This window comes from Pectobacterium parvum (assembly GCF_020971565.1).
Classification (GTDB): Bacteria; Pseudomonadota; Gammaproteobacteria; order Enterobacterales; family Enterobacteriaceae; genus Pectobacterium; species Pectobacterium polare.
This window is the reverse complement of record NZ_CP087392.1, coordinates 684,720-698,169: the sequence shown is the minus strand read 5'-3', so window position 1 is coordinate 698,169 and position 13,450 is coordinate 684,720. Positions and strand designations below refer to the sequence as shown.

12 protein-coding genes are annotated in these 13,450 nt (G+C 47.4%); 4 read left to right on the top strand and 8 right to left on the bottom strand.

The genetic code is table 11. From position 1 onward, the window contains the following. Positions 1-26: 26 nt before the first annotated feature. The 3 genes from LOZ86_RS03050 to LOZ86_RS03040 all read right to left on the bottom strand — a co-directional run bounded on the left by LOZ86_RS03050 (position 27) and on the right by LOZ86_RS03040 (position 1,818). On the bottom strand, positions 27-701 hold the full coding sequence (locus LOZ86_RS03050) for a hypothetical protein (RefSeq protein ID WP_039512666.1): 675 nt from the start codon (positions 699-701) through the stop codon (positions 27-29). Positions 702-713: 12 nt separating this feature from the next. Next, on the bottom strand, positions 714-956 hold the full coding sequence (locus tag LOZ86_RS03045; protein WP_284145705.1) for a 2Fe-2S iron-sulfur cluster-binding protein: 243 nt from the start codon (positions 954-956) through the stop codon (positions 714-716). Between the two features lie 610 nt (positions 957-1,566). Beyond that, a complete protein-coding gene (locus LOZ86_RS03040) occupies positions 1,567-1,818 on the bottom strand; it encodes a hypothetical protein (RefSeq protein ID WP_039484579.1) in 252 nt (83 codons plus the stop codon). Between the two features lie 850 nt (positions 1,819-2,668). Here LOZ86_RS03040 and pelA point away from each other — a divergent pair. The 4 genes from pelA to pelZ all read left to right on the top strand — a co-directional run bounded on the left by pelA (position 2,669) and on the right by pelZ (position 8,868). Continuing rightward, positions 2,669-3,793, top strand: a complete 1,125-nt coding sequence (gene pelA / locus LOZ86_RS03035) for a pectate lyase PelA (protein ID WP_039484581.1) — start codon at positions 2,669-2,671, stop codon at positions 3,791-3,793. A gap of 668 nt (positions 3,794-4,461) precedes the next feature. After that, the gene (gene pelB, locus LOZ86_RS03030) at positions 4,462-5,589 is read left to right on the top strand and encodes a pectate lyase PelB (RefSeq protein ID WP_039484582.1); all 1,128 of its coding nucleotides are present in this window, start codon (positions 4,462-4,464) and stop codon (positions 5,587-5,589) included. A gap of 708 nt (positions 5,590-6,297) precedes the next feature. Further along, complete coding sequence (gene pelC / locus LOZ86_RS03025) at positions 6,298-7,422, top strand: pectate lyase PelC (RefSeq protein WP_039484584.1); 1,125 nt, start codon at positions 6,298-6,300, stop codon at positions 7,420-7,422. 168 nt (positions 7,423-7,590) lie between these two features. Further along, positions 7,591-8,868, top strand: a complete 1,278-nt coding sequence (gene pelZ, locus LOZ86_RS03020) for a pectate lyase PelZ (RefSeq protein WP_039484586.1) — start codon at positions 7,591-7,593, stop codon at positions 8,866-8,868. Between the two features lie 86 nt (positions 8,869-8,954). Here pelZ and ppiA read toward each other — a convergent pair whose 3' ends face one another. The 5 genes from ppiA to LOZ86_RS02995 form a co-directional block, all read right to left on the bottom strand. After that, on the bottom strand, positions 8,955-9,527 hold the full coding sequence (gene ppiA / locus LOZ86_RS03015) for a peptidylprolyl isomerase A (protein ID WP_039484588.1): 573 nt from the start codon (positions 9,525-9,527) through the stop codon (positions 8,955-8,957). Positions 9,528-9,748: 221 nt separating this feature from the next. Next, positions 9,749-10,525, bottom strand: coding sequence for an ABC transporter ATP-binding protein (locus LOZ86_RS03010; protein WP_170310727.1), 777 nt, complete (start codon positions 10,523-10,525; stop codon positions 9,749-9,751). A 44-nt stretch (positions 10,526-10,569) separates the two neighbouring features. Beyond that, a complete protein-coding gene (locus LOZ86_RS03005; protein WP_080728066.1) occupies positions 10,570-11,457 on the bottom strand; it encodes an ABC transporter ATP-binding protein in 888 nt (295 codons plus the stop codon). Continuing rightward, positions 11,429-12,310, bottom strand: a complete 882-nt coding sequence (locus LOZ86_RS03000; RefSeq protein ID WP_095701977.1) for an ABC transporter permease — start codon at positions 12,308-12,310, stop codon at positions 11,429-11,431. The genes LOZ86_RS03005 and LOZ86_RS03000 overlap by 29 nt, the downstream gene beginning before the upstream one ends. Positions 12,311-12,348: 38 nt before the next feature. Further along, the gene (locus LOZ86_RS02995) at positions 12,349-13,389 is read right to left on the bottom strand and encodes an ABC transporter permease (RefSeq protein WP_039484597.1); all 1,041 of its coding nucleotides are present in this window, start codon (positions 13,387-13,389) and stop codon (positions 12,349-12,351) included. Positions 13,390-13,450 lie beyond the last annotated feature (61 nt).

The following is a 13,450-nucleotide window of genomic DNA, read 5'->3' as shown; positions in this document are numbered from 1 at the left end:
GTAACGAGCACAATCATGAACGATCGTTAAGCATCATCCAGGATAAAGGTTACTGGTACATGATAAAAACCATCAACATATTCAGGCCTTAGCTCAGCAACTGAGTTCTCTGGCTTTTTCCCATATAGCTCGATAGCTACATCTGTCAGAGTCTTAGTCGTTACCGCCTCTTTCGCGCTAGACTGGAATACACCGATTGATGATAGATAATCCAGAGGGAAATTAAACCGATAGACGCCAAATTTATTTCCCTCTCTAATGATAACATCCATAGGATTCATCACCTTCTTACCTTTTAAGGACAATTTAGGAATGTAGGTAATGAACTCAACAGGTGCTTCATCTCTAATTTCAGCCCACGTTACATTGCAGCTCTCAGCCGCAGAAGCAAGCTTTCCTTTCGCTTTGAAAGCATCTGAAAGGCATAAGCCAACTCTGCTTCCGATTAAAGGCTCCATTGTAGACTTACGGATAACATTAATAATAACTTTTACAGCGTCCTGCTGCGTTGATTTAACGGAATTACATTGCCCGTTTTTAAATATAAATTTATCCAACCGTTCATTAATATCATCCTTGTTATTAATTAATGCTGCATTTATTATTATAAATTTTTCATTGGGTTCACTATTGGCACGATATGTCAGACCGCACAGACTAAGTGCTACACTAGATAAGATAAAATTCCTTCTGCTAATCATTAGTCAATCCTCCTACCCAGCCAAATCAGCCTCAGCGTGAGACATTATTGTCATATCTGATGAAGGATATGTTACACAAGATAATATAAACGTTCCTTTCTGAGTTCCATTGAGGAAAGATTGGTCACTATCATCATAACTTCCAAAAATCACCCTACATGCACATGATGAGCACGCCCCAGCTCGGCAACTATAAGGAAGATCCACCCCAGCCTCTTCAGCAGCATCAAGTATATATTGATCATCTGGACACATTATTTCTTGGGTACCACTGCACCCCAAAATATTTATCTTATATGAAGCCATGACTTATATCATCCTTTTAAAATCATTAATAAAAATTAACCACATTAATTAATAATTAACAAAATAAAAACTCAATAAAAACAATATGAAATTACCACCTTTATATTTTATTTATATAAAAATTAGAAGTCACACGACGGAATCTGTCCTTTACATTGTGCAACGCAACTATGAAAATTTGTACTTCCATAATCACCAGGAATATTTAATAGGTATGAACATTCGGCGATACATCTATCAACTTCGGATAGTGAATATTTCTCGTTAATGAAAACCTTATTCACTTTTCTATTTTTAACAATACAAGAATTGTTTATTTCTATAAAATTTATCTTTCCTTTTAAAAAATCGATAGGAAGTAGTTTGCTATCCGAGCTAATTGCGTTACCAGAAAACAACAATAGAATTAATGCCATCGGAGGGGATACGTTCAACACAACTCAATCCTTTAAAAGTATGTTAATTAATATTTTTAACTCTTGGCCTTATACTCCCACAGCCAAGAAAACTTAGGGAAATTATAATTTTCATGAAAAAAATAAACCATTTTACAAATAACCTACAGATTGACATCCTTATTCACATAAACCGTGAAGCCATCTGGTTTTAAATCTGGATGATCAATTGAAATATCATTTATAACCTTACCCGTTAACGTATAAATTAAGTGCCCAGCAATATGCCGACACTTTTCATATTCCTCCTGAGGCAAAGAGCTTTTCAGCACGACTAATTCTGCTTTGATTTGCTCAATAAGAACAATTGATTTTTCAATTAAATTTTCTGCGATATTTTTATCTGAGATGAACATCTTACGATCCTAGTGGCGTGTCGAAAATGGCTTCCATGCATTCTAATAACGCTACCCCTCACACATTTAACAGTCAAGAAAAACATACCTTGTCAACAAAAAATATGTGGCGAAAAATATTTATGCAGTTCAACGTCTGCGGCCCATCGATGGCTTCTCTATTTTTTAGTTTTTTCTTAGCGCCTCACAGCAGGAACAACAATATTCAACGATACACACTATCTGCAGACATAGGAAAATCGGGGCTATGTGTTTACGCGAAGTCAGAATATAAAGTTAGCACGATAATAATTATATAGATCATAAATAATTTATTCCCGTAATCACCACCTTTATTAATAGGTATTAATTATTAGATTATCTATAGCAAATGATTACTCTGAAATCATTTCTAACAAAAAAAATAATAAACAAAAAAAACCCATGAATTAATTAATTTAAAAAAAAAGAGAGTGACGGGTAAAAAAACCTTCTAAGTGAGATTTATCTTTAATTCTTGATAGCGGTCACAATTGCTCAACAAGCGAATAAACCACGCATGTAAAATGGATAAAAAATAAAGAATCCAGATTGAAACAATAAATATTAAAAAACATAAACATATGATTTAAAATGATTTAAGTGGAAATTAGTTTCTATTTAAAAGTAATAGACACAAATCCTCTCAGCTGTCCTCTGTTATTTAATTAATATATTTAACGCCCCGTCTTGTATTGTTTATTTTTTCTGTTAACACTTAGCTCGGCTTATAGACAAACCTTAATTTCATTTTTGTTGAAACAGCCTTTTTATTACACAGGGTGTGTAGTGGTAAATACCCAAAAAAATTCTATGTCAAGGAGAGTACATAATGAAATACCTACTGCCTTCTGCAGCCGCTGGGCTGTTGCTGATCGCTGCCCAACCGACAATGGCGGCAAATACGGGAGGTTATGCCACCACTGACGGCGGCGACGTTTCCGGCGCTGTGAAAAAAACCGCACGCTCTCTGCAAGAGATCGTCGATATCATTGAGGCCGCGAAAAAGGACTCAAGCGGTAAAGCGGTCAAAGGTGGCGCCTACCCGCTCGTCATCACCTATAACGGTAATGAAGATGCGCTAATCAAAGCTGCTGAAGCTAACATCTGTGGCCAATGGAGCAAAGATCCACGCGGTGTAGAAATCAAAGAGTTCACCAAAGGGATCACCATCCTCGGTACCAACGGTTCTTCCGCTAACTTCGGTATCTGGATGGTTAACTCTTCCAACGTTGTCGTACGTAACATGCGTTTCGGCTATATGCCTGGCGGTGCCAAAGATGGCGATGCCATCCGTATCGATAACACACCGAACGTTTGGGTCGATCATAACGAGATCTTCGCCAAAAACTTCGAATGTGCTGGTACGCCAGACAACGACACCACCTTTGAATCAGCGGTTGATATCAAGAAAGCCTCAACCAACGTCACCGTGTCGTACAACTATATCCATGGCGTGAAAAAGGTAGGGTTGAGCGGCTCAAGCAACACGGATACCGGTCGTAACCTGACTTACCATCACAATATTTACAGCGATGTTAACTCACGTCTGCCGCTGCAACGTGGTGGCCAAGTGCATGCGTATAACAACCTGTATGACGGTATAAAAGGTTCAGGGTTTAACGTCCGTCAGAAAGGGATCGCATTGATCGAAAGTAACTGGTTCGAAAATGCACTCAACCCAGTGACCGCACGTAACGACGATTCCAACTTCGGTACCTGGGAACTCCGTAACAACAACATTACCAGCCCATCTGATTTTGCTAAATACAAGATCACCTGGGGTAAACCATCCACCCCGCACATCAATGCGGATGACTGGAAGAGCACCGGTAAATTCCCGGCCGTTCCGTACAAATACACCCCAGTTTCTGCACAGTGCGTGAAGGATAAACTGGCAAGCTACGCAGGCGTAAGTAAAAACCTGGCAGTACTGACAGAAGCCAACTGTAAATAAACGCGCTAAGCCCGACGCATTCATTTTGCGTCGGGTTCTTCCTGAGCGAGTGCTTCGGCCTCGCTCATTTTTAAGAGATCCACACAAGATTGTCAGCGTGGCCTTCATGAAAATAGACGTCATGCTAATGATCATTTAGCTAATAAACCGCAATGAATAATGAGGTCTATTTTTTTGCTTATCGCATAAAGAAATGCCATATAGCGACTAATAATAATTATTTTTTAACAAACTAAAATTCACGATAAAATTGATTCATCACGTAAACAATATTGAATATGCCTGTGATAGTATATTTTGACTTAAGATGGCTTTCTTACGTTAGCGGCAGCGATTACTACAGGAAAAATAAAAAATTAAAAACCAATCAATAAAGAAACCTGAGTGCATTTATTCCCCACCAAAAAAATAACCTTATGATTTTCGGTTACTTTAAAAGAAAATCGTTTCTTATAAAATCCAAATTATCCAATCATCAGTATTACAAAATGTTTCAGACCTGATACATTTAACATTTCACCCTTGAACTGAACTTATTTTTTGACCACACTCCCCTTGGTTTTTCACCAAAATTGACATTCATTTTTGTTGAAAAATGTGTACCTGTTACATCGGGCATAGGGATCGATAAATGCCCATGAAAATTCTATTCCAAGGAGACAGTCATAATGAAATATCTATTGCCTACGGCAGCCGCTGGGTTGTTATTACTCGCTGCTCAACCCGCGATGGCCGCAAATACGGGCGGCTATGCCACCACGGATGGTGGGGAAGTATCCGGTGCTGTGAAAAAAACGGCACGCTCTATGAAAGAGATTGTGGATATTATTGAAGCCGCGCAAGTGGATTCAAAAGGCAAGAAAGTCAAAGGCGGTGCTTATCCGCTCATCATCACCTATAACGGTAATGAAGATTCATTAATCAAAGCGGCTGAAAAGAATATCTGCGGCCAGTGGAGTAAAGACGCTCGCGGCGTACAAATCAAAGAGTTCACCAAAGGCATTACGATTCAGGGCACCAATGGCTCATCCGCCAACTTCGGTGTTTGGATCGTGAATTCTTCTAACGTCGTGGTACGTAACATGCGCTTTGGCTATATGCCGGGCGGCGCGCAAGACGGCGATGCCATTCGTATTGATAACTCACCAAACGTCTGGATCGACCACAACGAGATCTTTGCCAAGAACTTTGAGTGTAAAGGCACGCCAGACGATGACACCACCTTTGAATCAGCGGTTGATATCAAGAAAGGGTCAACGAACGTCACTGTGTCCTATAACTACATCCACGGCATCAAGAAAGTCGGCCTGAGCGGTTCAAGTAGTTCGGATACGACAGCGCGTAACCTGACTTATCATCACAATATCTACCGCGATGTTAACTCACGCCTGCCACTACAGCGTGGTGGTCTGGTTCATGCGTACAACAACCTGTATGACGGCATCACCGGTTCAGGCTTTAACGTCCGTCAGAAAGGGAAAGCCCTCATCGAAAGCAACTGGTTCGAAAATGCGCTGAACCCAGTGACGGCACGTAACGACAGTTCCAACTTCGGTACTTGGGATCTGCGTAACAACAACATCATGAAACCGGCAGACTTCGCTAAATACAAAATCACCTGGGGCAAACCGTCCTCCCCTCACATCAATGCGGATGACTGGAAGACCACAGGAAAATTCCCTACCGTCTCCTATAAGTACACACCCGTTTCTGCGCAGTGTGTGAAGGATAAACTGGCAAACTATGCTGGCGTCGGTAAAAACCTGGCAGTACTGACAGCAGCTAACTGCAAATAAATGCGGTCAGGCTTTCTCCGTCGCAGCAAGACAGGAGCAATAAGCCTGAATATCCCGCGGCCGTGACTCTTCATACTGAAGCATGGTTCTCCCCAAGCGAGCTCTAAGAGCTCGCTTGTTTTTTATGGAACCCACGCATGAGAATGGATATGTATTCCTAAAGCGAATGCACAAATTAAATACCAGACTAATTATTTAGATATTAAATTAATAGCTTGATTTATTAATGAAGAAAACCATCCTTTAATTAAGGATTAATCGATAGAAATAACAACAGCCATCAACACGTGATTAATTAATAATTTGATCGGCATCAACTATTTCTGACGCCATCCTCTCAACGAGGAAATTTTACTTATTTATTGATGTCGCTCACAGTTGTCACCTCTATCAAATCGCATCCAACAACGAGTAATAAAACGAAATATAATTTTATTTTTCATAAAACTCTCAATGACCTGATTTTAGAAAAAATGAAAAAAATATTATCATTTAAAATAGTCACTTATTAGTCTTTGGGATTTACGACGTCATTCACCCTATATATTTAATATCGAAATATTGAATTCTTTTACTTTTATGGTAAGAATTAATTGGGATTTCAATAAACCTTGATTTCATTTTTATTGAAACACCAAAATAATATAATCTGGGCTATGTGGATCATAAATGCCCAAACAAAAATTCAATTCCAAGGAGAGTACCCTAATGAAATACCTACTGCCTTCTGCAGCCGCTGGGCTGTTATTGCTTGCGGCCCAACCAACGATGGCGGCAAATACGGGGGGTTATGCCACCACTGACGGTGGTGACGTTGCCGGTGCCGTGAAAAAAACAGCGCGCTCCATGCAAGATATTATTGATATCATCGAAGAAGCAAAAAAGGACGCAAACGGTAAGAAAGTCAAAGGCGGCGCTTACCCGCTCGTCATCACCTATAACGGTAATGAAGACGCGCTGATCAAAGCCGCTGAGGCCAACATCTGCGGCCAGTGGAGTAAGGATGCCCGAGGTGTAGAAATCAAAGAGTTCACCAAAGGGATTACCATCCTTGGAACTAACGGATCGTCCGCCAACTTCGGGATCTGGCTGGTAAAATCATCCGATATCGTCATCCGTAATATGCGCTTTGGTTACATGCCGGGCGGCGCGCAGGATGGTGATGCCATTCGTATCGATAACACGCCGAACGTCTGGATTGACCACAACGAGATCTTCGCGAAAAACTTTGAATGCGCAGGTACAAAAGACGGTGACACCACATTCGAATCCGCGATTGATATTAAGAAAGCCTCGACCAATGTGACCATTTCGTACAACTACATTCATGGCATCAAAAAAGTGGGGCTGAGCGGCTTCAGCAGCAGCGATACGGGCCGTGACCTGACTTACCATCACAATATTTACGACGACGTTAACGCTCGCCTCCCACTGCAACGTGGCGGCCAGGTTCACGCGTACAACAACCTGTATACCGGCATCACCAGTTCTGGCCTGAACGTGCGTCAGAAAGGGATTGCACTGATCGAACGTAACTGGTTCGAGAATGCGAAAAACCCAGTGACCTCACGTTATGACGGTTCCAACTTCGGTACCTGGGAACTGCGTAATAACAACGTCATGAGCCCAGCCGACTTCGCTAAATACAACATCACCTGGGATAAAGATTCCAAGCCCTACGTGAATGCGGAAGACTGGAAAAGCACCGGTACGTTCGCTTCTGTTCCTTACAGCTACTCTCCAGTTTCTCCACAGTGCGTGAAGGACAAACTGGCGAACTATGCTGGCGTGAACAAAAACCTTGCCGTGCTGACAGCAGCAAATTGCAACTAGTTGCAAAGCGTGAAAGGTAAATAAGCGAATTGCAGGCTCCGTCCCTCATTGTCCTGTGCTAACCGGGCCTGCAAACAAGCTTAACGCCCGTCGGTTTATCGTTCGGGCTGCACTTGAGCGAGCCCTAAGGGCTCGCTCATTTTTATCGTTAATATTCAAGGAAATGAAATGAAACGTTCTCTTCTGTTCGCCACACTGTTCAGCACTGGATTAGTATTCAGTGTCGGCATACCGATGGCTAGCGCCGCCACACCGGCAGCACCAGAGTTGAAAGGATTCGGAACGGATACCGTTGCAGGCAGCGGTGGACGTATTATTCGCGTCACAACGCTGGCTTCTTCCGGTGCAGGTTCACTCAGGGAAGCGCTGGCCGCCAAAGGGCCGCGCATTATCGTCTTTGAGGTTGGCGGCATTATCGACCTGAATAAAAGTGACCTCCGGTTAGCAGAGCCGTTTGTCACCATCGCCGGTCAGACCGCTCCTTCTCCCGGTATCACCATCATTCGCGGTGGAATGGGGATCAGCACACACGATGTGTTGATGCAGCATATTCGTTTCCGCATCGGCGATGCCGGTACGGGTAAAAAAAGTGGCTTTGAACGCGATGTTTCCATCAACGGCAAAGATGCCTACAACGTCGTGATCGACCATTCTAGTTTCGCCTGGGGTACAGACGAAAACCTGTCTATTTCCGGCCCACGCTATGACGGGCCTCAGGGCACCGCACACCGCATCACACTCTCGAATAATATCGTTGCTGAAGGCCTATACGATTCGGCTCACACCAAAGGTATTCACTCGATGGGGACGCTGGTTCACGATAACGTGACTGACGTATCGATCGTGGGCAGCCTCTATGCGCACAACAACGAGCGCAACGCCTGGTTCAAGGCTGGCTCTACGGGCGTCATGGTCAATAACCTGATCTATAACCCCGGCATCTGGAGTCTTCGCGTCGGTGGAGTAGCGAAAGAGTGGGAAGGGAAAACCATGCCCGCCAGCCCACGCGTCTCCGTTGCGGGTAACGTGATGCACTACGGTGCCAATACCAAAGCAGGTTTAGGACTGGTAGGAAGCAACAGCTCCGGCGATGTCTGGATGTCAGATAACCTCGCGTACGATGCCAAGGGCAAAGCCGCACCGCAAACGTCAGGCAGCGGGATTAATTTACTCAAAGTGTCCCCTATTTGGCCTGCGGGCTTAACGGCATCACCGGCCAGCGCCGTCACCAATCAGGTACTGCAAAGCGCAGGCGCACGTCCTAAAGATCGTGATGCCGTTGATAAACGTATCGTGGAGAATTTCAAACAGCGGAAAGGTGGCTTCGTGAACAGCCAGGAAGACGTCGGCGGCTATCCTGTTGCAACCGCGACCTATCGTCAGTTGAATGTGCCGAGCACTGGCGTGGATGCCTGGCTACAGCAGATGGCTAAAGCGCTGGAATAATGCAGCCGTTGGTACGTTAAGATCGAAAAAGGCCACATCAGTGGCCTTTTTCGTATTCTCGGTTCTTTGCTTATCTATCTCGTCAATCAGGGCAGCACTTTCGCAGACTGAATCACGATGGGTGCGGTCGGCACATTCTGGTAAGGCCCGACATTCTTCGTTGGCACCTGAGAGATCTTATCCACGACATCCATGCCCTTCACGACTTTACCGAACACGGCGTAGCCAAAATCACGCTGGCCGTGATCGAGGAACGCATTGTCCGCGATGTTGATAAAGAACTGGCTGGTCGCACTGTCTTTATCAGACGTGCGCGCCATCGCAATCGTGCCGCGCTGGTTACGTAAACCGTTATCGGCTTCATTCTTAATCGGTGCGTTCGTCGCTTTTTGGCTCATTTCGCCAGAAAAACCGCCGCCCTGCACCATAAAGCCAGGGATCACACGGTGAAATGTCGTCCCGTTATAAAAACCGTTGTTAACGTACTCGACGAAATTTTTTACCGAAACCGGTGCCTTTTGATTATCTAAAGACAGTTCGATATTGCCCGCAGACGTCGTCAACAGCACACGCGTAGTGGCGTCGGAAGCCGCAAAAGCGGGAGAAAATGCCGTCAGTGAAATAAGGGCTGCCGCAGCAACCAGAGTACGTTTGAACATGAGAATTCCTTTTTGAAGAGGCCGACTACAGAAAGCGTAATGATTGTAAGTATCCGCACTCTTCAACGCTACCCATTTACCTTTTTTTACGTATAAAAGTCTGTTCGTAACCCACTGTGAGCGAAAAACTGTGCCCAAGATAAAAAAAGGGCCGATTGCTCGGCCCTCATAATAATTATCGCGCAACGCGCCTAGTCCATACGTACTTAGTCCATACGTACCTAGCCCATGCGCTCCGAACGCACCGCCAGATCGCGGCTGTACTGACGACTAGCGTCCACCAGCATGGAGGTATAAGCGTCCTTCGGCATATCGCTGGTCAGGTCATCGGTTTCCAACGTTTCCAGTATTTTACCGTATTGCATCACCGCCACTTTATGGCACAGATGGGAAATCACGCCCAAGTCATGCGTCACCATCAGGTAGGTTAGCTTTTCCTGCTGCTGCAACTCCGTTAGCAGGTTGAGAATTTCCGCCTGCACCGACACATCCAGCGCCGACGTCGGCTCATCCAGCAGCAGCACTCTCGGCTCCAGAATCAGCGCTCGGGCAATCGCCACACGCTGACGCTGCCCACCCGAAAGCTGGTGCGGATAACGGCGGCGGAAGTGCGTTCCCAGTCCTACTTTCTCCAGCAAGGTATCGATACGATCATCACGATCGTCAAAGCGGTGGATCGACAGCGGCTCTTCCAGAATCGACTCCACGGTATGACGGGGATGCAGCGATCCGTACGGATCCTGAAACACCATCTGCACCCGGCGACAGCGCGCCTGATCGATTCGGTGTGCCAGTTTCTTCCCGTCAATATGCAGCGTGCCTTCCCAGTGATTAAACAGCCCGGCCAGACACTTCAGCACGGTGGTTTTACCGGAACCCGATTCCCCTACCAGACCAAAGATATCGCCATCGTTGACGGTAAGGTTCACATCGTACAATACCTGATTCGCCGTGCTGCCCTGCCCAAAAGAGAGATTCAGGTTATTCACTTCGATCATCGGCTTGCGCTGACTCATTGCTTCAGTTGCCATGATTATCCCCTTTATCCATTGATCCAGGCTGGATCGCGATTCATCACCGGCAACCGCGGGCGTCGATGGTCGATATCCGGCAGCGAATTCAGCAACCCACGCGTATAAGGATGCTGCGCGTTGTCCAGATCGGCGGCGGCAATGGATTCCACGACGCGTCCGGCATACATCACCAACACCCGATCGCAGAAGCTGCGTACCAGATTGATATCGTGGCTGATGAAAATCAGCCCCAGACCGCGCTCGCTGACCAGATCGTCCAGCATCGCCAGCACCTGCAGACGTACGGACACATCCAGCGCGGAGGTCGGTTCATCGGCAATCACGATTTCGGGTTCAGTAATCAGCATCATCGCAATCATGATGCGCTGCCCCTGCCCGCCCGAGATCTCATGAGGGTACAGATTGTATACGCGCTCTGGCTGACGAATACGCACCACGTCCAGCATCGCCATGACCTTCGCCTTTGCCTCGCGGTGCGACACCCGGTGGTGCGCCAGATAGGCTTCGGCAATCTGATCGCCAACGCACACCACTGGGTTCAGCGAATATTTTGGGTCCTGCATAATCATGGAAATGCGCTTGCCGCGGATCTGACGCATCCGCGCCTCATCTGCTTTCAGCAGGTCGGTATCGCCGAAGCGCAGTTTGTCTGCCGTAATCCGCGCGCTGTGCGGATGCAGTTGCAGCAGCGCACGGCCGACCGTCGATTTACCGGAGCCGGATTCGCCGACAATGGCCAGCTTTTCACAGCCCAGCGTGAAGGAGACGCCGCGCACGGCATCCGTCACAGCACCACGGTTCACGAAGCTTACCCGCAGATTTTCCACTTCCATCAGGGGCGAGCTTCCCGGCGCAGGTTGAGAAGACTTATTCAGTTCTGGGATCGAGGATGTCACGTAGGCCGTCTCCAAGGAAGTTGAACGCCAGGCTGTTAATCAAAATCGCCAGCCCCGGAATAGTTACTAACCACCAGCACTCCATCATGTAACGACGACCCGCAGAGATCATCGCGCCCCATTCAGGATCGGGCGGCTGTGCCCCCAACCCCAGAAAGCCCAGACCCGCCGCTGTCAGAATGATGCCCGCCATATTCATCGTGATACGAATAATCACCGACGGCAGACACAGCGGAACAATGTGGTGCAGCAGGATGCGGATAGAGGATGCGCCTTGCAGCTTCACAGCAGACACAAAGTCCGCGTGACGCAGCGACAGCGTCTCCGCCCTTGCCAGACGGGCAATCGGCGGCCAGGCTGTCAGCGTAATCGCAATCACCACATGCTCCAGACCCGGGCCAAGCGCCGCAACGAACGCCAGCGCCAACACCAGGCTCGGGAACGAAATGAAGATATCGGTGATACGCATCAGGATGGTATCGACGATACCACCGTAATACCCTGCCACCACGCCCAGCGCCAGCCCGATAGGCCCCACGGTTACCGACACCAGCGCAACGATATACAGCGTGATGCGTGAACCATAAACCAGACGACTAAACACATCGCGCCCAAACTCATCGGTGCCAAAGTAATGCGCCGCACTCGGGGCCTGTAGCGCATTAGCCAAATCCTGTACCAGCGGATCGTGCGTGGCGATCCACGGGGCGAAAATAGCGACCAGAATCAAAACCAGCACAATCGCAGAACCAATCGCAGTCAGCGGATTGCGCATCATCGTCAAGAGAAACCCGCCGATTCGCGCACCGCGTAGCCGCAGGCGGCTCACACGTTTTTCCGGCGGTGTCCGCATTACCGATTCACGGCTGACCGGCGGCTCAGAGGAAATATTCATGCGTTCGTCCTCGGATCAAAGATTTGATACAACATGTCCGACAGCAGGTTAAGCGTCACGAAGATCAACCCGACTAGCAGCACACATCCCATAACCGCGTTCATATCCCCCAGCAGCAGGCTGCCTGTCAGATAGGAGCCAAAGCCAGGCCATGAGAAGACCGTTTCGATCAGTACCGCCCCTTCCAGCAGCGAGCCATACGCCAGCGCCACCACCGTCAGAAGCTGAACCAGAATATTGCGAAACGCGTGCGCCCAGACAACGCGGAACTCAGACAGCCCTTTCACTCGCGCGGTAATGATGTATTCCTGCGAAAGCTGCGCCAGCATGAAGCTACGCGTCATACGGCTGATATAGGCCAGCGAGTGGAAACCGAGAATCGTGGCAGGCAACACCAGATGGTTCAGCGCGCTGCGGAACACATCCCACTCGCCCGCCAGTAGCGAATCCACCAGCAGCAGACCGGTACGGTTCTCCACCAGGCCGTCGTAGGCCATATCAACCCGTCCGGCACCGCCAACCCAGTTCAGCCAGGCATAGAACACCAGAAGCCCCATCATCCCGACCCAGAATATTGGCGTGGAATAACCGGCCAGACTGATAAAACGCACCACATAATCCGCCCACTTGCCGCGTCGCGCCGCAGCCAGCACGCCGAGTGGTATGCCCAGACCCGCACCGACAATAATCGCCATGGTGGCAAGTTCGATGGTGGCAGGGAAAACGCGGATAATGTCATCCATTACCGGTCGCCCGGTCAGGAGGGCATTGCCCAAATCCCCATGCATCAGAGAATTGAAGTAAATAAAGAACTGTACATACAGTGGCTTATCCAACCCCAGCTGTTGGTAAACCTGTTGATAGGTACTTTGGTCGGCATCCTGTCCGACAATAGCCAAGACTGGATCGATTGGCATCACGCGGCCGATCACGAAGGTCAGGATTAATAATCCGAACAGCGTGACGACGACCTGAAACAGACGTTTTGCCAAACGACGCAGTACTCCACCCGGCTTGATCCAATCAGAGAAAACCATGTTCTTTCTCCTGATATCCCGGTGAGCGGCGACAGCAAACCACCACTCACGCGGTCATCTC

Excerpts from the sequence above, each read along its gene's own strand:
- pelZ (WP_039484586.1), top strand. The coding sequence starts at position 7,591 with ATGAAACGTTCTCTTCTGTTCGCCACACTGTTCAGCACTGGATTAGTA.
- LOZ86_RS03040 (WP_039484579.1), bottom strand. The coding sequence starts at position 1,818 with ATGTTCATCTCAGATAAAAATATCGCAGAAAATTTAATTGAAAAATCA.
- LOZ86_RS03000 (WP_095701977.1), bottom strand. The coding sequence starts at position 12,310 with ATGCGGACACCGCCGGAAAAACGTGTGAGCCGCCTGCGGCTACGCGGT.
- LOZ86_RS02995 (WP_039484597.1), bottom strand. The coding sequence starts at position 13,389 with ATGGTTTTCTCTGATTGGATCAAGCCGGGTGGAGTACTGCGTCGTTTG.
- LOZ86_RS03050 (WP_039512666.1), bottom strand. The coding sequence starts at position 701 with ATGATTAGCAGAAGGAATTTTATCTTATCTAGTGTAGCACTTAGTCTG.
- pelC (WP_039484584.1), top strand. The coding sequence starts at position 6,298 with ATGAAATACCTACTGCCTTCTGCAGCCGCTGGGCTGTTATTGCTTGCG.
- pelB (WP_039484582.1), top strand. The coding sequence starts at position 4,462 with ATGAAATATCTATTGCCTACGGCAGCCGCTGGGTTGTTATTACTCGCT.
- LOZ86_RS03010 (WP_170310727.1), bottom strand. The coding sequence starts at position 10,525 with ATGATCGAAGTGAATAACCTGAATCTCTCTTTTGGGCAGGGCAGCACG.
- LOZ86_RS03045 (WP_284145705.1), bottom strand. The coding sequence starts at position 956 with ATGTGTCCAGATGATCAATATATACTTGATGCTGCTGAAGAGGCTGGG.
- pelA (WP_039484581.1), top strand. The coding sequence starts at position 2,669 with ATGAAATACCTACTGCCTTCTGCAGCCGCTGGGCTGTTGCTGATCGCT.
- ppiA (WP_039484588.1), bottom strand. The coding sequence starts at position 9,527 with ATGTTCAAACGTACTCTGGTTGCTGCGGCAGCCCTTATTTCACTGACG.